Annotated in this window: 15 protein-coding genes; 4 read left to right on the forward strand and 11 right to left on the reverse strand. The window is 38.0% G+C overall.

Features of this window, described 5'->3' with window-relative positions:
* Positions 1-37 precede the first annotated feature (37 nt).
* Positions 38-2,230, reverse strand: a complete 2,193-nt coding sequence (locus tag MHH70_RS09290; RefSeq protein ID WP_342471345.1) for a DNA topoisomerase III — start codon at positions 2,228-2,230, stop codon at positions 38-40.
* A gap of 403 nt (positions 2,231-2,633) precedes the next feature.
* Here MHH70_RS09290 and MHH70_RS09295 point away from each other — a divergent pair, with 403 nt between their 5' ends.
* The gene (locus tag MHH70_RS09295; RefSeq protein WP_066168023.1) at positions 2,634-3,980 is read left to right on the forward strand and encodes an MATE family efflux transporter; all 1,347 of its coding nucleotides are present in this window, start codon (positions 2,634-2,636) and stop codon (positions 3,978-3,980) included.
* Between the two features lie 97 nt (positions 3,981-4,077).
* On the opposite strand, the gene MHH70_RS09300 is transcribed toward MHH70_RS09295, so the two are convergent.
* The 3 genes from MHH70_RS09300 to MHH70_RS09310 form a co-directional block, all read right to left on the reverse strand.
* Positions 4,078-5,589 (reverse strand): methyl-accepting chemotaxis protein, encoded by a 1,512-nt coding sequence (locus tag MHH70_RS09300; protein ID WP_066168021.1) that lies wholly within the window; start codon positions 5,587-5,589, stop codon positions 4,078-4,080.
* Between the two features lie 245 nt (positions 5,590-5,834).
* Entirely contained in the window at positions 5,835-6,272 is a 438-nt protein-coding gene (locus MHH70_RS09305; protein ID WP_066168018.1) for a hypothetical protein, read from the reverse strand.
* A 223-nt stretch (positions 6,273-6,495) separates the two neighbouring features.
* Positions 6,496-7,854: an MFS transporter gene (locus MHH70_RS09310; protein WP_342471346.1), complete on the reverse strand. Its 1,359-nt coding sequence runs from the start codon at positions 7,852-7,854 to the stop codon at positions 6,496-6,498.
* A gap of 124 nt (positions 7,855-7,978) precedes the next feature.
* Here MHH70_RS09310 and MHH70_RS09315 point away from each other — a divergent pair, with 124 nt between their 5' ends.
* Positions 7,979-8,854 carry a LysR family transcriptional regulator gene (locus MHH70_RS09315; protein WP_066168012.1) on the forward strand — a complete coding sequence of 292 codons (876 nt, stop codon included), beginning with the start codon at positions 7,979-7,981 and terminating at the stop codon, positions 8,852-8,854.
* Between the two features lie 658 nt (positions 8,855-9,512).
* Here MHH70_RS09315 and MHH70_RS09320 read toward each other — a convergent pair.
* The 7 genes from MHH70_RS09320 to MHH70_RS09350 form a co-directional block, all read right to left on the reverse strand.
* The gene (locus tag MHH70_RS09320; protein WP_107941978.1) at positions 9,513-10,526 is read right to left on the reverse strand and encodes a histidinol phosphate phosphatase domain-containing protein; all 1,014 of its coding nucleotides are present in this window, start codon (positions 10,524-10,526) and stop codon (positions 9,513-9,515) included.
* Positions 10,523-11,308, reverse strand: a complete 786-nt coding sequence (locus tag MHH70_RS09325) for a DeoR/GlpR family DNA-binding transcription regulator (RefSeq protein ID WP_107941977.1) — start codon at positions 11,306-11,308, stop codon at positions 10,523-10,525. The genes MHH70_RS09320 and MHH70_RS09325 overlap by 4 nt, the downstream gene beginning before the upstream one ends.
* Positions 11,305-12,306 carry an ABC transporter ATP-binding protein gene (locus MHH70_RS09330; protein ID WP_342471347.1) on the reverse strand — a complete coding sequence of 334 codons (1,002 nt, stop codon included), beginning with the start codon at positions 12,304-12,306 and terminating at the stop codon, positions 11,305-11,307. The genes MHH70_RS09325 and MHH70_RS09330 overlap by 4 nt, the downstream gene beginning before the upstream one ends.
* A complete protein-coding gene (locus MHH70_RS09335) occupies positions 12,303-13,088 on the reverse strand; it encodes an ABC transporter permease subunit (RefSeq protein WP_107941975.1) in 786 nt (261 codons plus the stop codon). Before MHH70_RS09335 ends, MHH70_RS09330 begins: the two co-directional genes overlap by 4 nt.
* Complete coding sequence (locus tag MHH70_RS09340; RefSeq protein WP_107941974.1) at positions 13,088-13,927, reverse strand: ABC transporter permease subunit; 840 nt, start codon at positions 13,925-13,927, stop codon at positions 13,088-13,090. Before MHH70_RS09340 ends, MHH70_RS09335 begins: the two co-directional genes overlap by 1 nt.
* Before the next feature lie 258 nt (positions 13,928-14,185).
* Complete coding sequence (locus MHH70_RS09345) at positions 14,186-15,010, reverse strand: alkaline phosphatase family protein (RefSeq protein ID WP_342471348.1); 825 nt, start codon at positions 15,008-15,010, stop codon at positions 14,186-14,188.
* Positions 15,000-16,094 (reverse strand): extracellular solute-binding protein, encoded by a 1,095-nt coding sequence (locus tag MHH70_RS09350; protein ID WP_342471349.1) that lies wholly within the window; start codon positions 16,092-16,094, stop codon positions 15,000-15,002. The genes MHH70_RS09345 and MHH70_RS09350 overlap by 11 nt, the downstream gene beginning before the upstream one ends.
* A 268-nt stretch (positions 16,095-16,362) precedes the next feature.
* Here MHH70_RS09350 and MHH70_RS09355 point away from each other — a divergent pair, with 268 nt between their 5' ends.
* Together MHH70_RS09355 and MHH70_RS09360 are read left to right on the forward strand one after the other, a co-directional pair.
* Positions 16,363-16,764: a (deoxy)nucleoside triphosphate pyrophosphohydrolase gene (locus tag MHH70_RS09355; RefSeq protein ID WP_342471350.1), complete on the forward strand. Its 402-nt coding sequence runs from the start codon at positions 16,363-16,365 to the stop codon at positions 16,762-16,764.
* A gap of 15 nt (positions 16,765-16,779) precedes the next feature.
* Positions 16,780-19,656 carry a DEAD/DEAH box helicase gene (locus tag MHH70_RS09360; protein WP_342473182.1) on the forward strand — a complete coding sequence of 959 codons (2,877 nt, stop codon included), beginning with the start codon at positions 16,780-16,782 and terminating at the stop codon, positions 19,654-19,656.
* Positions 19,657-19,692 lie beyond the last annotated feature (36 nt).

Consider the following 19,692-nt stretch of genomic DNA (forward strand, 5'->3'; position numbering starts at 1 on the left):
TGCGGAATCTACATTCACGAACTCCGCCAGCTTGAAATCACTTTTTCACATCAAAATCCTTCAATAATGCTGCAAATGCGTTATTTAATGGCTCTGCTTCTTTATCCTGCTGCTTCATATATTTTTGAACAGCACGCTTATCGACTTTGCCTGTGCCTTCCTTTTTGCGGCGCGCTTCAAATGCAGATAGCTTTTCACGATAACCACATTTACATACGAAAATTTGACCCTCTCCCTCACCACGTAACTCAAGTTTCTTCTTGCATTGTGGGCAACGTGCATTTGTCGTACGTGAAACATTTTTACGATGGCCACACTCACGGTCTTGACAGACAAGCATTTTACCCTTTTTACCATTAACCTCAAGCATTGGCTTTCCGCAGTCTGGACATGTTTTTGTTGAAATATTATCATGCTTATATTTTTTATCGCTATTTTTAATATCTGCTACAATTTCCTTCGTATGCTCCTTCATTTCATTAATAAAGACATCCTTTTGTAGCTTGCCTTTAGCAATTAATTCAAGCTTCTGTTCCCACTCGGCAGTTGTCGCGGGTGAACGCAGCTCCTCCGGTGCTAAATCGAGTAACTGACGACCTTTTGAAGTAATAAAAATATCCTTGCCACTGCGCTTTTCAATCATAAATGAGTTAAAAAGCTTTTCGATAATATCCGCACGCGTTGCTACAGTACCAAGCCCACCTGTTGATTTTAATGTATCCGCTAAGCGCTTGTCTTCTTTTTCTAAATATTTTGCTGGGTTTTCCATCGCTGATAAAAGCGTTGCCTCTGTAAAGCGAGCTGGTGGCTTTGTTTGACCAGATGTCCCAGCAATTAAGCGTGTTTTTAAAATATCCCCTTTATCAAGTCGAGGTAAAAGCTGCTCCTTAACATCCTCATGAGCGTCCTCATCTTCAAATCGATTCTCATATACTTCCTTCCAGCCTGAACTAAGCACTGTTTTACCCTTCGCAATAAACTTCTCTCCGGCAATTTCAGCCTGTACCGTTAATTGCTCGTATTCATGGGCTGGCAGTAGCACTGCTAAGAAGCGCTTTACAACTAAATCATAAATTTTACGCTCCTTATCAGAAAACGCCGATAAATTTACATATGCCTCTGTTGGAATAATCGCATGGTGGTCGCTTACTTTGCTATCATCGACAAAGGCCTTCGTCGCTTTAATTGGTTTTGTTGCAAGTCTGTTCGCTATCATGCGATAATCTCCCACTGCACACGCCTTTAAGCGCTCCGGCAATGTAGCCACAATATCCGATGATAAATAGCGTGAATCTGTACGTGGATATGTGAGCACTTTATGTGATTCATAGAGTTTTTGCATAATATTTAATGTTTCCTTCGCAGAGTAGCCATAAAACTTGTTGGCATCACGCTGCAGCTCTGTTAAATCATATAAAGCTGGTGCGAAGGATTTCTTCGCTCTACGCTCAACATTCATAATTTTTGCATCTTGGCGACCAAGCTGCTTAATAATCGTATCGACTTTTTCCTTATTAAAGCTACGGCTATTGCCATTAGCATCCTGCCATGTCAATTTGATTGAATCCGTTTGCGCTTCAATGCCATAATAAGTTTGTGCTTTAAAATTTTTTATTTCATCTTCACGCGCTGCAATCATTGCCAAAGTAGGTGTTTGTACACGCCCACAGTTAAGCTGGGCATTATGCTTTGCTGTTAACGCTCGCGTTGCATTTAAACCTAGATACCAGTCCGCCTCTGAGCGCGCAATTGCCGCGTGATATAAATGCTCATACTGCTTGCCTGGCTTTAAATTGGCAAAGCCCTCTTTAATTGCTTTATCTGTCACAGAGGAAATCCATAAGCGCTTTACTGGCTTATTAATTTTTGCTTTCGCTAATATCCAGCGTGCGACGAGCTCCCCTTCACGTCCAGCATCCGTCGCAATAATAACTTCATTCACATCACTGCGGCTTAACTGTGCCTTGACTGCATTAAATTGCTTACCAGACTGCTTAATAACCGTTAACTTCAAACGCTCTGGTAGCATTGGTAAATCCTCTAAATTCCATGTTTTATATTTCACATCGTAGCTTTCTGGGTCTGCTAATGTTACTAAATGCCCTAAAGCCCATGTCACAATATATTTATCCCCTTCTATAAATCCATTACCCTTTTTATGACACTTCAGCACATTCGCAATATCGCGTGCGACTGAAGGTTTTTCTGCTAACACTACACTTTTTGCCATTTGATTACGCTCCTTTTATTTATGTACAGCTACTATAACATGTTAATTGGGTGCCAGGCACTCACACAATTCTCACACAATTTAAAAAAACTGTCCCAAAAGCCGTGCGTGGTGGGTATTTTGGGTAAAAGCCATTATGTTTAACAAAAACATTTGCTCATATAAATAGCGTGAGTCTCTTTTGAAAGTGTGCTGAACAGTGGCTTTAGCACTCTTTACCTTCAACTAGAAATGAAGCAGTGAAAACCTTTCTTTCAATGCTTTGTCCAAACAAAATAGATTTTACGCACAGCCTGAAAACGATTTCTTTTCGTCTCTCGAAATATAGTTAGCGACTTTCTAGAAAGAATGTGGTACGATACATGTTGTTTTGAATTGATATTACAAAGAAAAGAGGCTTTTTATGGCTAAAAAAAGCAAGGAGCTTGGTCTATTTCAATTAACTTGGCCACTCTTTTTAGAGCTATTTTTATTTATGCTAATGGGGCTTGCAGATACGTTGATGCTTAGTGCAGTTTCTGATGAGGCTGTTGCTGGGGTAGGAGCGGCCAATCAATATATCCAAATTGCCATTTTAATATTAGGTGTCGTTGGTTCAGGCGCATCAATTGTCGTTTCACAATATTTAGGCTCGAAGCGCTTGAAGGAAGCGTCTAAAATTTCAGCATTGTCTGTTTCACTTAATCTTTGTGTCGGCATTGTAATGAGTATTCTCTTCATTTTATTCTCAAATAATATTATGAAGATGATGAATTTACAAGGTAACGTACTGATATTTGCACAAAGTTATCTAGCTATTGTTGGGGGCTTTATTTTCTTACAGGCTTTAATTAATTCGCTCTCAGCTATTATTCGTGTTAATGGCTGGACAAAGCAAACGATGTACGTCTCGCTCGGGATGAATGTTATACACTTAATTTTGAACTATATTTTGATTTTCGGGAAATTCGGTGCACCTGCAATGGGTGTAGAAGGGGCCGCTATTTCCTCAGTGATTAGCCGCGCACTTGCTGTCATCGTATTTTTCTGGCTGCTCTATCAAGCGCTTGAGGTCCGTGTGAAATTACAATATTACTATACTTTCTCTAAAGACTATATTAAGAAGATTTTACAAATCGGTATTCCTTCAGCTTTGGAGCAAGTATTATATCAAACAGCGCAAATCGTCTTTTTATATTATGTTACGTATATAGGAGCAGCCTCTCTTGCTGCACGTCAATACGTCGTCAATATTTCGATGTTTACCTATTTATTTGCCATGGCTATCGGAATGGGAACTGCCATTTTAATAGGTCGTCATGTTGGGGCTGGAGAGCAAAACATCGCCTATAAGCGCGGCTGGTTTAGCGTGAAAACAGCTTTAATATTTACGCTTGTAATGGTTGCGGCCGTCACAATTTTCCGTGAGCAACTTGTTGGACTATTTACTAAAAACCCAGAGATTATAGCAATTGGTTCATCTGTATTACTTTTAAGCATTTTGCTAGAAACAGGGCGGACGATTAATATTACAATTATTAACGCATTGCGTGCTTCAGGCGACGCACGCTTCCCCGTAAAAATTGGCTTTATTTCGATGATTTGCATGAGCCTACCACTTGGCTATTTATTCGTCTTCGTATTGGATATGGGACTTGTCGGCGTCTGGCTAGCAATCTCCGCAGACGAATGGCTACGCGCAATACTTGTACTACTACGTTGGAAAAGCCGTAAATGGGAGCGCTACGCCATCGTCACAGCAAAAGCATAGGTGCCAGGCACCCACACAATTTACACACAATTTAGAAAAGGGCGTCCAAAATGCCGGCGATGCACGACTTTTGGGATGCCCCTCTTAAATTTCTGCCCTATGAAAATTGCTGCTGCAATGAATAGCTTAGTTCCCCAAGCTCTTCAATTTCCTTATCAATTTGTTTCGCTGATTCAGTTTGATTTTCACCGATAGCTCTCAATTTCTCTACTGCACCGAATCCTTTTTCAGTTACAGCTAAAACTTGCTGCATATTTTCCGTTACATCACTCGTATCTTGATGAATGTTTGTCATTCTATTATTCATTTCGAAAATATAGTTAAGCATTTGTTGAATCATGTGATGCATCTTTCCAAAATCTGTAGCGAATGATTCAATATTAGTCGCTGATTGCTGAATAGCTTCTTGTCCGGTGTTTACGTGGGTAACATTGGCTTCGCTTTCTTGACCAATCGTTGTAATAATAGCTTGGATTTCCTCTGCTGCACTTCGACTTTGATCAGATAATTTGCGAATCTCATCCGCCACAACTGCAAATCCTTTGCCATGCTCCCCTGCTCTCGCCGCTTCAATCGATGCATTTAATGAAAGCAAATTGGTTTGGTCAGCAATTGCTTGAATAAGGCTTGTCATGCTTTGTGCCTCGACTGTGGCTTGCTGTAACGATTGCATAGATGAAACGATAATGGAAGTTGCTTGTAAGACATTTTGGTTTTGCCCTTGAATTTTCTCAATCATTTTATAGCTTTCAGTTACTGCTTTTTCTGTTGTCCTTGCCTCTGTCTGAATTTCCTCGAAAGAATCGAATGTTTTTTCAATTGAATGATGAATGCGTCCAAGATTATCATTCATATGTTGGATTGAATCAATTTGCATGGACATTCCTCCTGTCACCTCGTCAAATGACTGCTCCATCGCTATATTAAATTTCAAATTTTGTTCGGATTTATTTGATACATTCTTCGAGGCGGATTGAATGCGCTCGGACAACTGTTCAACCTGCTGCACTAAAAGAAGTAAGCGCTCTTCTTTTATATTTTTCTCTTCCTCCAATTGCTTTGTAATCGCATTTTTCGATAAAATTTGCTTAATCGTCGCATAGCTCGTTACTAATAAAAATATCGCATGTATAGCGAGCATTAAAAAAGGATACTCATCTGTTCCAAACACAAGCTGCGGAATGAACAAATAGCCTGCAATATGCTGTATAGCAAATAGAACAGTCATTAACATCATTAATCGCACTTGCTCATAGTAGGCGATAATTGCCAACACCATAAAAATCGAAAAGTGGAACTCCACGCCACCCCCAGCACTGCTTATAATCGCCATACTGCCAAATGTTTGAACTAATGTATTAATCAACGGCAATAAATGATGCGCTGAATTTTTTACATAAAGTACAATACTCCATGCTAAAAATAAGAAGGGGATAATAAAAAATATATATCTGCCAACGATAATAGCTGTTGTTACTTCAGCAATCGTTCCGTGTGAATTATGTCCTTCAAATAAATGAAAAAACTTCGCTAGTATAAAAACAAGCAAATTGATTCCAGTTGTCAAAATGGCTAGCTGCAGCATTAAATAATTCTTTTTATTTTGCACAAATTCCCTCACCTTTCATTTATCTAAATTTGCAAAAATATATGCAACTACTACTTTTACTTTCAAAAGATAGACAGACAGTATTTTAATATATTAAGCTCAACAAATTCTAAGCAAGGGAAATAACGCAAATAGGCTGTTCGGATACTAGATATTAATCCGTCTCCCAACAGCCTGCTAAGTCTTCAATTATTGCTTTTCATATTACTAAAGAAGATATGCCCGAGCTTTTCAGCATTATTTGATTATCTTCCAATAATTTTGTAAAAAACCCCTATCAGTAGTCTTGCAAATGGCGTAGTAAGAGGAAGCAATATAATAGCATAGATTGTACCCCAGACTAATGTACCCTCAATGTTTATCGTTTCCATCCCACCTCTAACGATAGTCTCACCAAAAATAGCTCCAATTGTTCCGCTGTATAAGGTGACTAAAAATGCACATAGAAGACTTATAAGCCATAGCCTTTTATTTGATAAACCTTTTTTATTTTGGAAATATCCGCCTAATATTGAAAAAGCAATCGCAAAAGGAATTATTACAGAGAAGTACAACCAACTTTCTCCCCAAAAAGAGGTTATCCCGCCAGCCCAAGCTTGTCCTATTAGCATAAATAACAATGCAGTTACAAATGAAAGCACAACACCAAAAATGAGACCTTTTATCCAAGAAAAATTTTTCACTACCTAATCATCCCCCACTGCTTACTTTTACATTATTCTAACAGAATATGTGAAATATCGAGATTACGCTCAGACCACAATCTTTAAGGGTACAGCACTAGAAGAAACATTTCTTTCACAGGATGACCCTACTGCGTTATTTGTCACAGTGCTTCGTATAGCAATTTTCTAAGGATAAGCCTTAACAATATAGAATTCAATGAGCATACTGAAGTTTTGTGCGCTATTTTTCCTTTTCATGTTTAGACCACCTTGAGTAGTAAAGAAAGATGCCTATTTGCAATAGCAAGAGACATAAAAAAATGTTACTGTACCTAATACTGTTTTGAGAATGATTCAAGGGATTCCATATTTGTAAAAATTGCATATCGACCATTTTACTAAAAATAGCGGCGGCTATGGCGTTAGAGATAAAGTTCAACATAGCTAAAAGACCCATCCCAAGTCCAGCTTCTTGTGCCGAAAGGGTTCTAGATATTGCATTGAATAAGGCAATTGTAATAAAGGTGTGACCTAAGTTTCCAAAAATAAGAAATAACGAAATAAATATATGCGACGCTCCAACAAACAAAATTACGAGAAGAAAAAAAGTCACTAACAGGGCTGTACCTATATTAAAAACATAGGCATTTCCTTTTGTATCCGCCAATTTACCACTCTTAAAGCTGAATAAAGCCGTTACAAGTGCAGCAGGTACCATTGTCAAACCAATTAAACCCGGGTCTAAATGATTCACATTAAATAATAACAAGGGGCTGAGAAAGAAAATAGAATAGCCCGTACCATTCGTCAAAAAAGCGATTGCAAGCCCTAAAGTATAACGCTTATTTTTCAAAAGTGTCGGTTGAATGAAGGGGTCTGCCGCCAAATGTATTCTGATGATAAACAAACTAAGCATTACTATACCTATAAGAGCAAACTGCCAAACTTCCTTTGTTATACTCAGCATAACAAGTGCTATGGCAGCAGCGAAAATACCACCTCCTTGCCAGTCGAATCTAGTTCTTTTCTTTTGGTCATCTTCTAAATATTTACGAAAAAAAGGGATTGTGAACAAAAATAAAATTGATATATAAAATAACCATCTCCAACCAAAAACACTTACCGTTAGTGCGGAAACAATCGGCCCCACTACAGAGCCAAGTGCAGTACCTATCGAGGCAATGCCTAAAGCTCTACCGCGTTCTTCCTGACTAAAATAACGAACCGGAATAATCATTGCTATTGCCGGGCTAACAGAGGCGCCTGCTGCTTGGATGAAACGACCAGTCAAGACAAGTGGAAACACCTGTGCGCTTGCGCCAATAATAGAACCAACAGCACATAATATAAAACCAACTGTCACTAGATTTTTTAATTTATAGATATCAGCCAGTTTGCCATATATTACTGTTCCAATAGCAAAAACAAGAATATAAATTGAGGTAATCCAACTTCCCTGTGCTGTAGTCATACGAAACGCTTCGCTTACTTGCGGAATAACAATATTAAAGGCAGTCGCATTCATTACGGAAATAATAAGTGTAAACATTAATGTAATGAGCAGCTTATCCCTATGTCTTTTTAAATGTGTATTCTCCATTGTCATCCCCCTCCCCTAAAGTTGCTAGTATTTTTGATTTATTCTACAATCTTTTATAAATAATAAAAAATACAATTTTACAGATGAACTTATAACATTAAAGTTATTAAGGGGGGCTGAATAAATGGAATTATTACAGCTATATTATTTTCGAAAAGTCGCGCAACTAGAGCATATGACCAAGGCAGCAGAAGAGCTTCATATTGCTCAACCTGCCCTTAGCCAAATGATTGCACGACTTGAAAGTGAATTAGGTGTACAATTATTTGATCGAAAAGGTCGAAAAATACAGCTTAACTCTATTGGGAAACAGTTTCTACAAAGGGTAGATGCCGCTCTTAAAATTTTAGAGGAAGGAAAAAGAGAGGTGGCAGACCGTGCTGGAGTGGGACGGGGAAGTATATACGTTGTCGCTTCACAAATCGACCGATTAACGAAGCCAATGAATCGTTTTCTTTCCCTATATCCTGATATAAATTTTCGCATATCACAAGCTTCTATGGATTCAATGTTACAGCTTATTGATGACCCTGATGTAGACTTCCTTTTTACACCAGCCAAAATACAAAGGATAGATGTTACAGCAATTCCTATATTAAGTGAGGTAATTTATTTAGGTGTCCCGCGTGGTCACAGATTTGCCGAACGAGACAGCATTTCTTTAAAAGAGGTAACAGAGGAAAACTTTATTAACTACAGAAAAGGACATCCACTTGAACAAATGAATAAAATACTTTGTCAAAAAGCTGGATTCACACCCCATGTTGTCTGCGAAGCCGATGATGCTGAATCGATTGCAAGTCTTGTACGTGCAGGGCTTGGCATCGCCTTTGTTGGTTCCTGCAAAATGGATGATGATCTTGTGAAACTAAAAATAACCGACCCAGTTTGCCGCAGAACTTATGAATTGGTTGAATTAAAAGGACGCTATAGAACAGCAGCAGCTCAGGAATTTTGCACTTTTCTTATTGAGTATTTTTCAAAATCTATTGAAGCATAGAGCATTTTTAGTACATTTCAAAAAGAGTTATAAGAAAAGTCCATTTTGTTTTGACACTGCATTGAAATCAATGCTTTCATCGCTTCCCTTTTATTGAAGGATAACACTGCTAAAGCCAATGTTCACCCCATTTTTAAAAGAGGCGTTCTCTGTTTATCCCGTATTAACAAATTTGTTTGCGACGAGTAACCGCAGGAGCAGGCTGTAATACCCCCACTTCAAAACAGCAGATAAAAACAAGATGTTTAAGTGGGGGGATCAAACAGCCTGTAAAAACTAAGAATGAGGCCAACACGATGTTGGTCACACAAGCGTTTTCGCAGGATGCGAAGATCCTAGCTTGTGTTCCTCTATCACCAATCAGTGGGGATAAGACCCCCCACTGATTGAAGGTTCACTTTATCCCGTATTAACAGGCTGTAAGACCCCCATCTCAAAACAGCAGGTGAAATCAAAATGTTTAAGAGGGGGTCAAACAGTCTGTAAAAACCCGAATGGTGAAACTACCAATCAGTGGGGATAAGACCCCCACTGATTGAAGGTTCACTTTATATGAATCAACATTTTGCGAAACATCATCGCTCCTGTCCAAAATGCCGGCTATGCACGGCTTTTTGGACAGCTCCTTTGCATTTTGAGTAGCTTGAATAACCACCATTTATTTTGTTTGTCCCAAAATCTCTAAATAGCGCTTTTCACGCTTATCGAAAGTGACTAATGAAGAAACACCTGCGCTTTTCAATTGCTGTGCATTGTCAAATGTGTACTTCCCTAAATCATCTGGAAAATGCGAATCGGATGAAACAGTAAACTCAACACCGTGCGCTAATAACACTTGTAAAAACTGTGGACCTGGGCACATTTCTTTTACGGGATAGCGATAATACAAGCCTGCATTAATTTCTGTCGCCGTTTTTGTCGTCACAAGTGCCTTAGCAATCCGCTCATATGCCGCACCTAAAAATGCCTCGTCCTGCACCTTATAATTAAACACTTTAAAATTATCTAAATGTGCAACGAAATCGAATAGCTTGGACTTAATCATACTTTCAACCGTCGTAAAAAAACGCTCATAATAACACTGTAATGTCACATCATCCATGCCCTCAAAAACATACGCTGTCTGTGGATTATCGAAGCCCCAACCATCCACAAAATGGACCGAACCAATGACAAAATCCCATGGATATCCTTGTAACAGCCCAGCCAACTCCTCTTCGCCGCCAATAAAATAATCAGCCTCGATGCCTAGCTTTAGCTCTACACCTTGTTCACGCCATTTTGTTTTGGCATGCTGAATTGCTACTACAAATGGCTCTATATTTTCCGTCATAACTCGCTCTAACCAATAACGCTGCAATCCACCATATTCATGCTGCTCATCTAATACCATATGGCGCTCAAAATAAGCACGGGTTTCTTTAAAGCGATATAAATGGTCTACAATGCCAACCTCACGCAAGCCTAATTGCTTTGCTTGCTGTAAATATAAATCGAGCCATTCCTCACTATAGCACCCCTTTTGTAATCGCTCGGATAATACTTGCACTTGGCGCTCTATCGTTTGACGATATCCTCTACCCTCCCCACAAGTCTGTAGTGCTTGTGCAGTACGCTCTAACCAGCGAAACGAGTAGGGCCCCTCCTCCAAATGTACATGATAATCAATCATCCGAATTTCCCTCCATGACATAACGTCCAAATTTCCTCATATGCTTGCCACATTGTTGGACAAGCTTGATCACATATCACCTCTGCACACGCGTCCAACTGACAAATTTGATAAAAGGATTTGCTATTTAGCTTCGTAGCATCTGCTAATATATAGCTTTTTTTACTTTGCTCTAGCATCTTTTTAGAAACTAACGACTCATCTAAATCATAGTCATAAACGATTCCATCACTAATTCCTCCACAAGATAAAAAGGCTTTATCAAAATTCATCTTGCTTAGCATCTCAATAGTCATCGCACCTACTAATGATGATTGCGCCGGATTTGTCATCCCACCAAGCACAATCACCTTCCCTGTCATACGACGTTCTTCAATTGCTAAATTAAATTGGACAGCCGCTGCTATAGAATTTGTCACAACCGTTAAATCATCAACTGCAAGCAAGAAATCTGCAATATGAACAGTCGTTGTGCCTGTATCGACAACAATCGTATCGCCATTCTGAATACGACTAGCTGCCGTACGTGCAATTAGGCGCTTTGCCTCCATTTGCATTTGCAGCTTGCGTAAAAAAGCAGGCTCGTTCCTGACATTCGTATATTTAACAGCGCCTCCATGCACTCTCGTTAATAATTTTTGCTGCTCTAATTCATCAAAATCTCTGCGGATGGTTTCAGGAGCTACTTGCAACGCCTCTGCAATATTAGCAACGATAATTTTCCCTTCTACCTCTAGCTGTTTCACAATATATTCAAGGCGTTCAATTTTTGCGTACGTCATGATAATGCAACCACGTCTTCCTTTGCAACATAGCAAGTATATTTTTGTCCAATCGTTATTTTATGCTCACGCTGATGTAGCTGCTCCATTAAAAACGCGCCTTCACCTTCAAATGTTGTACGAATCACATTCCCACTCATTAATGAGTGCTGCGCTATACCTGTAATCCCTATCTCTCCGTTTTTCTGTTCAAGGTGAATGGCCTCTGGACGAATCGCAAACTTCTCACCTGTCACAGGCAATGCTGTACCGACCATTTTTTCTAATGCTTGGCGCGTAAAAACATTATAATGTCCGATGAAATTCGCTACGAATTCACTTTTTGGCCTTGTATAAATCTCCGTTGGTGTACCGCTCTGTGCAATCCGCCCATTATTCATCACAAAAATACGGTCTGAAATCGCCATCGCCTCTTCTTGGTCATGCGTAACTAAAATCATCGTCATCTCAAGCTGCTGTTGAATATGGCGCAAGTCCACCTGAAGCTTTTTGCGAATTTGTGCATCAAGTGCACTTAATGGCTCATCTAGCAGCAGCACTTTGGGACGGACAATTAGCGCACGTGCCAAGGCGACGCGCTGCTGTTGTCCCCCAGACAATTCTTTCGGATAAGAACTGGCTTTTTCCGTTAATCGAACAATTGCTAACATCTCCTGTACACGATTATCAATTTCCGCTGGAGCAATCTTTTGCATACGTAAACCAAATGCCACATTTTCATAGACTGTCATATTTGGAAATAGCGCATAGGATTGGAACACCATACCGACCTGTCTTTTCTTAGGCTCCACACCCATCATATTTTTTCCATCAATTTCAATAGCACCTGCTGAGGCATCTGTTAAACCTGCCAATATGCGCAAAATTGTACTTTTTCCACAGCCACTGGGCCCTAATAATGTAATAAACTCACCCTTGTTAATTTGCATATCAATTTCTGTTAAAACAGTTATTTCTCCAAATTTCTTATGCAGTTTTTCAATCGTTATATAACTCATACATTTGCAGCACCTTTCGTCTTTTTCGTTACTTTCGCAATGATGAACGTTAATACGCCCATTAGCACGATATAAACAAATACAACCGCACTTGCAATATGTCCGCTTGTGCTAAGCTTTTTCATTAAGTAAATTTGTACTGTTTCAAAGCGAGAGCCGACAACAAGATTAATTAATACAAATTCGCCAAACAATACGGAAAACGATAATAAAGCACCTGCAAATAAGCCCGGATAAACAGCAGGTAGCAAAATTTTTGTAAATGCCTGTATTTTAGAAGCGCCGAGTAACTGCGCGGCATCCAACAATTGGCGTGCATCAATATTACGTAAGCTATTGCGCGTACCTTGGTAAATATATGGCAATATACTAATCACATAAGCCCCTAGCACAACTAAAATCATCGATATGCCAAACTTACTGTAAACGCGAATCAACCCGACTGCTAAAATGATACCCGGAAATGAATACACCATTACAACAGCGGCTTGAATCCATTTTTCGTATTTTGGAAAATAGAGCACAATGACAAAAATAGCTGGTACAATTACTAACAGTGCAATAATAACAGCACCGCCTGAAAGTAGCACAGAGCGTCCAAATGCCTGAATAAAGGCTGGGTCTTGGAATAAGGTCTTAATCCACTTCAACGTCAGCCCTTCTGGTAACACTGTTTTATTCCATTTATCCGCAAACGCATAAAGCATCGTCGCCGCAACTGGTAAAACAATATATAAAGCGAACAGAAGGAAAAATAAATCCGCAAAGCTACGTTTTTTCATTATAGTTTCCTCCTCGTTTTCGCAATACTCCACTCACTTAACAGCATCGCCAATACCATTGCCACTGCAAGCAACACTGCAATAGCACTTGCTAATTCCGGCTGAGCGAAAATATCCCCTTTAATTAATGCACCAATGCGAATGGCTACTAGGTTATAGCTACTATTCGTCAATGCATAGGCAGAAGCATACGCCCCCATCGCATTCGCAAAAAGCACACTAAATGTCCCAACAACTCCCGGTAATATAACTGGAAGCCCAATTTTCAGCCAAAATTGAAAAGGCGAAGCACCAAGCAGTGCCGCAGCTTCTTTCCATTGCTGCTGTATCCCATCATAAATCGGATATAGCAGCATTAACGCTAATGGCATCTGGAAATAAATATAAATAAGCAATAATCCAGCCCAGCTATATAGCGAAAAAGATGATAAAATGCCAATTCCCCATTTATCAAACAACAGCGTAAACAATCCACTATTCCCAAGTAACACGATAAAGGCAAAGGCGAGCGGAATACCTGAAAAATTTGATGTTAAATTCGTTAAAATCAAAATCCGCTCACGCATACGCTCCGAAAAATTCATAATGGCATACACAGCAAACAGCGTCACAACTAATGCAATTACAGCCGACACAACAGATAGCGTAATACTATTTTTAAAGCCCTGTAAAATATAGCTATTCGATAAAATCGTTTCATACTGCTGCAATGTAAACGAACCATTATTTTGAAAGCTCGTAATAAGCATATAAAGCAGCGGTATTAAGAAAAACAAAAATACTAGCACTAAAAAAGGAGACAGCCATAGAAAGGCTTGGCGTTTCGAAATCAAAACCATTCCCTCTTTCTTTTGTATGTATAGGATGGGGCGTCCCGAAAGCAGTACTTTGCCTGCTTTCAGAACGTTTTATGAAAATGAATTCCTTTGTAAACTATCTTTAAAGGAGAGTAACGCTGCATTCGCTTGAATTGAAAATTAAAACAATAAATCTAGCGGCTTTCCTTTTATTAAAGTTAAGGCACCCTTTTCGCCGCCCAAAGGCGCAAATTTACCAAAACTAGCTTAAATTTATGATTTATTCTACGTTCTCCAATCTTAAGCCCTCAAACCATCCAACAATAATGGCGGCATGCTTTCCGCTGGCTCAATACCAAGCAAGTGACAGCAAAGCGGCGCTACTTGCAATTGTGACACGATACTATCCCGAATACCTGGCTTGACCGCATTTGAAATAACAAACATCGGTACATGTCGGTCTTCATCCGCTGTCCCACCATGATTACCATCACTCGTCATACCGTGATCCGCAGTAACAACCACCTCGTAGCCTTGCGTTAAACATTTAGGAATAAACAATGATAATAAATTATCAGTTGCTAGCACACGATTACGATACTGACTTGATTCTGCTGTATATTTATGCCCATCATCATCCACATTCATTGGATGAATATATAAGAAGTCAGGCTGTTTATGATCAAGCAGCCATGCCGCATCCGCAAATAAATGGCTATCTGGGTAATGATCCTCAAAATAAAACAGACCGTTATTAATCGGGAGCTCTTTATCTAGCTGGATACGGTCCTCCATATGAACAAACGGCGCTCGATTATACAGCTCACTCACCCAATAATACGCAGCAGCAGCTGTTGTTAAGCCATTTGCTTGCGCTACATGGAATAAGCTTGTCTGTGTTGATAAACGCACAATCATATTGCTCACTACCCCGTGCACAAGCGGTGGTGTAGCGGTTAAAATCGTTTCGTACAAAGGTCTTGATAATGCGGGCACTTCCGAACAAACTTTATAGCGCGCAGCCATCTTTTGTTCAACTAAATGATGCATAAAACCCATATGTGAACAAGCCGTATCAAAGCGCAGTGCGTCAACAACAATCAAAACGACTTTGTTATTTTGCATGAATTAACACCTGTTCTTGATATAATTGGGGAATTTGCTTCGTTGTCTCTTCCCATTGCTTTTGATCCTTTATTGTTTTAGTATTTTTATACATTTCAGCTGGTAATAATAATGCTTTTACTTCATCTGATAGTTTTACATTTTCACGAATCGGACGTGCATAGCCCTTTGCTAAATTTTCTTGTCCCGCATCCGATAAAATATATTCACGCGCAAGCATCGCAGCATGTGGATTTTTCGCATATTTATTAATAACCGTTGCATAACCAGATGTTACAGAAGACTCAGCTGGAATTACTATATCAAAGCGGCTTTCATCGATTTGGCTACGATAGCCTAGTGCATTGAAATCCCAAACAATCGCCACTTCGATTTCCCCCTTTTCTAAAGTTGCCACGTTTGGATCGCCACCTTGCAAACGATCCTCCTTCGCTAGCTCAGCAAAGAAATCAATACCTGGCTGAATATTTGATTCATCACCACCAAAAGCCATCGCTGCCGCTAAAATAGCAAAATGCGCTTGGTTCGCCGTTAATGCATCGCCAATACTTACTTTATAATCGCTATTCTTTAAATCTTCCCATGATTTAGGTGGGTTTTTAACATTGTTTTTATCTGTAATGAATGAAATTGTTCCCGTATACCCTACAATCCAGTGCCCCTCATCATCTTTTGCCCACCCCGGAATCTCATCCCAGTAAGATGTTTTGTATGGTAATGTTAAGCCCTTCTCTTTTGCAATCGGTCCGAAAGCAATACCTACATCTCCTATATCAGCTGTAGCATCATCCTTCTCAGCCTCAAACTTCGCTAACTCCTCTGCGCTCGACATATCTGTATCTGTATGCTTAATACCGTACTCAGTACCTAGCTCTTCCCATGTTTCCACCCAGTTTGCCCAAGTATCTGGCATCCCTACAGAATGAACCTCGCCTTCCTCTTTCGCCTTGTTAACAACTTCCTCTAGCGATAAATTACTATCCACTTCTTTATTTGCAGAAGATGAACCATCAGAACAAGCTGCTAACATCGCAATTGCTAAAGCCCCAACCAAGCCTTTTTTCCACCATTTTTGAATCGTCATCGAATTGGACCCTCCATTTGTTTCCCTTTATTTTTATTTGCTTACAATTGATATAGTACGAAACAAACATTAAGCAAGTATGGACGAACTAAAAAGGTTATGTAAAAAGTGTAAAGGGGGGGTAAAGGGTTGAGGATACTATTTGATATTTCAAGAAATAACTTAATAGCCTGATTTAGAAGGGTATTTGCTTATTAGAAGTAATTCTACTAAAATAGGTACAAACTATCATCAATTTATACATATATTGAAAGTTAGGGTGTTGTAAATGAAGAAAACAATTCATGTAGTAGGAGCTATTATTGAAAATGAGCAGAAGGAGATTTTTTGTGCTTTACGCAGCAAACAAATGTCATTGCCTAACCTTTGGGAATTTCCGGGTGGAAAAATAGAAAAAAATGAAACACCTGAAGCAGCACTCCATAGGGAAATATTAGAGGAATTTAACTGCGAAATTATTGTAAAAGAAAAAGTAGAAGATACTACTTATGAATATGAAACATTTATTGTCCGCCTCGAAACATATATGGCGCAAATTGTTAAAGGTCATCCTCAAATTACTGAGCACGCTGACGCTAAATGGGTTAAGCGTGAAGATTTATATTTACTTGAATTTGCCCCGGCAGATATACCAGCAGTAGAGAAATTGGTATCCCAAACTAACTGTTAAAGGGTGATGTTAATGATGGAGCTACTTATAAAGAAGATGCAAAACTCCTTGCACAATGGATTTATTGATAAAAATATTCCTGTATCTAATCAATTCAAACCAAAGTTATTAATAAATAAACGTCATGAAAACGTCCTTGCAACTATCTCACAAGAGTTAAAATCCTGTAATTCTTTTATTTTTTCAGTCGCCTTTATTACAGAGGGTGGTTTAGCAACATTGAAATCTATCCTACAAGATATTCAGAAAAAAGGGATTAAAGGACGAATTTTGACATCTACTTTTTTAAACTTTAATCAACCTAAGATGTTTAAAGAACTATTAAAGCTTGAAAATGTGGAAGTTCGATTATCCGATATTAAAGGATTTCACTCAAAAGGCTATATATTTGAACATACTAATTATTACTCCTTAATAGTCGGAAGCTCCAATTTAACTGATAGTGCTTTAAAAACAAATTTTGAGTGGAATATTTTCTTAACTTCTCTCGAAAATGGCGAGGTTATTCACCATTTTAAAAATCAGTTTGAGGACGCATGGGAAGCATCCGTTTCACTATCGAAGGAATGGATTATTCAATATGAAGAAATCTATAAAAATGAATATGAAAATTCAAACATAAAATCTTCAAATATAATCGAATTAGAATCTACATATTCTACTAATTCATTACAAAAGGCTCTATTAATTCAACCAAACAAAATGCAATCTGTCGCTCTTGAGCAATTAAAAAGTTTACGAGCAACAGGGGCACAAAAAGGATTAATAATTTCAGCTACTGGTACAGGAAAAACATATTTATCAGCTTTAGATGTGCGAAATTTTGCACCTAAGCGAATGTTGTTTGTTGTTCATCGTGAACAAATTTTAAATAAAGCAATGGAAGATTATAAAAAAATACTTGGTGGAAACGATGAAGATTATGGTATTTTATCTGGAAATTCAAAAGATATAAACGCTCGTTATTTGTTTGCCACAGTCTTTACTCTTTCTAAAAACACTTATTTAAACACATTTTCTCCTGAGCATTTTGATTATATTCTAATTGATGAGGTACATAGAGCTGGTGCAGATTCATATTTGAAAATAATAGAATATTTTAATCCAAGATTTTTACTAGGTATGACCGCCACGCCTGAGCGAACAGATAACTTTAATATCTATTCTTTATTTGATTATAATATCGCATATGAAATCCGACTACAGGCCGCACTTGAAGAAGATATGCTTTGTCCATTCCATTATTTCGGCGTAACAGATTATGAATATGATGGAGAAATTATCGATGATACGACATCATTAAGTCGTCTCATCGCTCCAGAAAGAGTACAGCATATTATCGAGAAAATAAATTACTATGGATATTCAGGTGAAAAGCTGCGCGGTCTTATTTTTTGTAGCTCCAAAGAGGAAGCTAGAGAGCTTTCCTATCTTTTAAATCGAGAGGGATTAAAAACACTTCCCCTCACAGGTGACCATACGCAATCAGAAAGAGAAGCAGCGGTTAAGCTTTTAGAGAAAGGAAAACTTGAATATATATTAACCATTGACATTTTTAATGAAGGAATTGACATTCCATTTATTAATCAAATTGTTATGCTACGTCAAACACAATCAAGCATTATTTTTATTCAACAGTTAGGTAGAGGCTTACGCAAGCATAATGATAAAGAGTATTTAACAGTTATAGACTTTATCGGTAACTATAAAAATAATTATCTCATTCCAATTGCATTGTCAGGTGACAATTCAATGAACAAGGATAATATTCGTCGCAAAACAGTTAATACAGATTATATTCAAGGTGTATCAACCGTTAATTTTGAAGAAGTTGCTAAAAAACGTATTTATGAAGCCATTAATAACACAAATTTATCAACTTTAAAAATTCTTCGTGATGCATATAATGAATTAAAAAACCGCATTAATCGTGTACCGATGCTTTACGATTTTATTGAACATAATTCTATAGACCCTGAAGTAATAATTCATTATGCTGGTAGTTACTACAATTTTTTATTAAAAATAAAGGAAGAGGTACAACCACTCTCTGAGTATGCTAATGCTGTTTTAACAATGATTTCGTCTGAATTTCTTAATGGAAAAAGAGTTCATGAATTACTACTACTAGAATTATTGTTGCAAAAAAGTGTTGTTACAAAAAAAGAATATATAGAAACATTAAAGCATCATGGCACATATATAAATAGCGAAACAATTACGTCTGTTGAAAATATGCTAACATTACAATTCCATACGAAAAATGACAAAAAAAAGTTTGGTTCAAATCCGTTAATTATAATTCAAGACGCAACATATAGCTTCAATGAGGAAATCCAAAACTATATGCAAAATGAACTTTTCAAAATATTTATTGGAGATATTTTAAAATGTGCTTTGTATAATAATCAAAAATATAATATCGAAAAGCCCTTCACGTTATATGCAAAATACTCACGTCGTGACGTATGCCGTCTTTTAAATTGGAGTACGGATTCATCGTCAACTATTTATGGTTATCGCACAAAACATAATACAACACCACTTTTTGTAACCTATCATAAAAAAGATGATGTCATTTCCAGCCAAGCATATGGTGATGAATTTTTATCACCTGACGTCTTTAAATGGTATAGCCGAAGCCGCTTAAACTTAAATTCAAGTGAAGTTCAAACAATTTTATCTTCCGACAAAATAAACTCATCAATTTACTTATTTGTAAAAAAGGATGATGGTGAAGGAAGTGACTTTTACTATTTAGGTCAGCTTAAAGTTATTGATGGTAGTGCACAAAATGGAACGATGCCTGATGGTAAATCTGTAGTAACAATGAATTTTTTATTAGAGCAACCCGTTCAATACGATATCTATCATTATTTAGTAGAAGAATGAACGAGTTAAACTAACTTTCATTTCTTAAAGAATGCA

Origin of the sequence: Metasolibacillus sp. FSL H7-0170, from assembly GCF_038593115.1 — a bacterium.
Lineage (GTDB): Bacteria > Bacillota > Bacilli > Bacillales_A > Planococcaceae > Metasolibacillus > Metasolibacillus fluoroglycofenilyticus.

Coding starts and splice junctions, on each gene's coding strand:
- MHH70_RS09335 (WP_107941975.1), bottom strand. CDS start 13,088: ATGAAAAAACGTAGCTTTGCGGATTTATTTTTCCTTCTGTTCGCTTTA.
- MHH70_RS09315 (WP_066168012.1), top strand. CDS start 7,979: ATGGAATTATTACAGCTATATTATTTTCGAAAAGTCGCGCAACTAGAG.
- MHH70_RS09330 (WP_342471347.1), bottom strand. CDS start 12,306: ATGAGTTATATAACGATTGAAAAACTGCATAAGAAATTTGGAGAAATA.
- MHH70_RS09325 (WP_107941977.1), bottom strand. CDS start 11,308: ATGACGTACGCAAAAATTGAACGCCTTGAATATATTGTGAAACAGCTA.
- MHH70_RS09310 (WP_342471346.1), bottom strand. CDS start 7,854: ATGGAGAATACACATTTAAAAAGACATAGGGATAAGCTGCTCATTACA.
- MHH70_RS09360 (WP_342473182.1), top strand. CDS start 16,780: ATGGAGCTACTTATAAAGAAGATGCAAAACTCCTTGCACAATGGATTT.
- MHH70_RS09320 (WP_107941978.1), bottom strand. CDS start 10,526: ATGATTGATTATCATGTACATTTGGAGGAGGGGCCCTACTCGTTTCGC.
- MHH70_RS09295 (WP_066168023.1), top strand. CDS start 2,634: ATGGCTAAAAAAAGCAAGGAGCTTGGTCTATTTCAATTAACTTGGCCA.
- MHH70_RS09345 (WP_342471348.1), bottom strand. CDS start 15,010: ATGCAAAATAACAAAGTCGTTTTGATTGTTGTTGACGCACTGCGCTTT.
- MHH70_RS09355 (WP_342471350.1), top strand. CDS start 16,363: ATGAAGAAAACAATTCATGTAGTAGGAGCTATTATTGAAAATGAGCAG.
- MHH70_RS09290 (WP_342471345.1), bottom strand. CDS start 2,230: ATGGCAAAAAGTGTAGTGTTAGCAGAAAAACCTTCAGTCGCACGCGAT.
- MHH70_RS09350 (WP_342471349.1), bottom strand. CDS start 16,094: ATGACGATTCAAAAATGGTGGAAAAAAGGCTTGGTTGGGGCTTTAGCA.
- MHH70_RS09340 (WP_107941974.1), bottom strand. CDS start 13,927: ATGGTTTTGATTTCGAAACGCCAAGCCTTTCTATGGCTGTCTCCTTTT.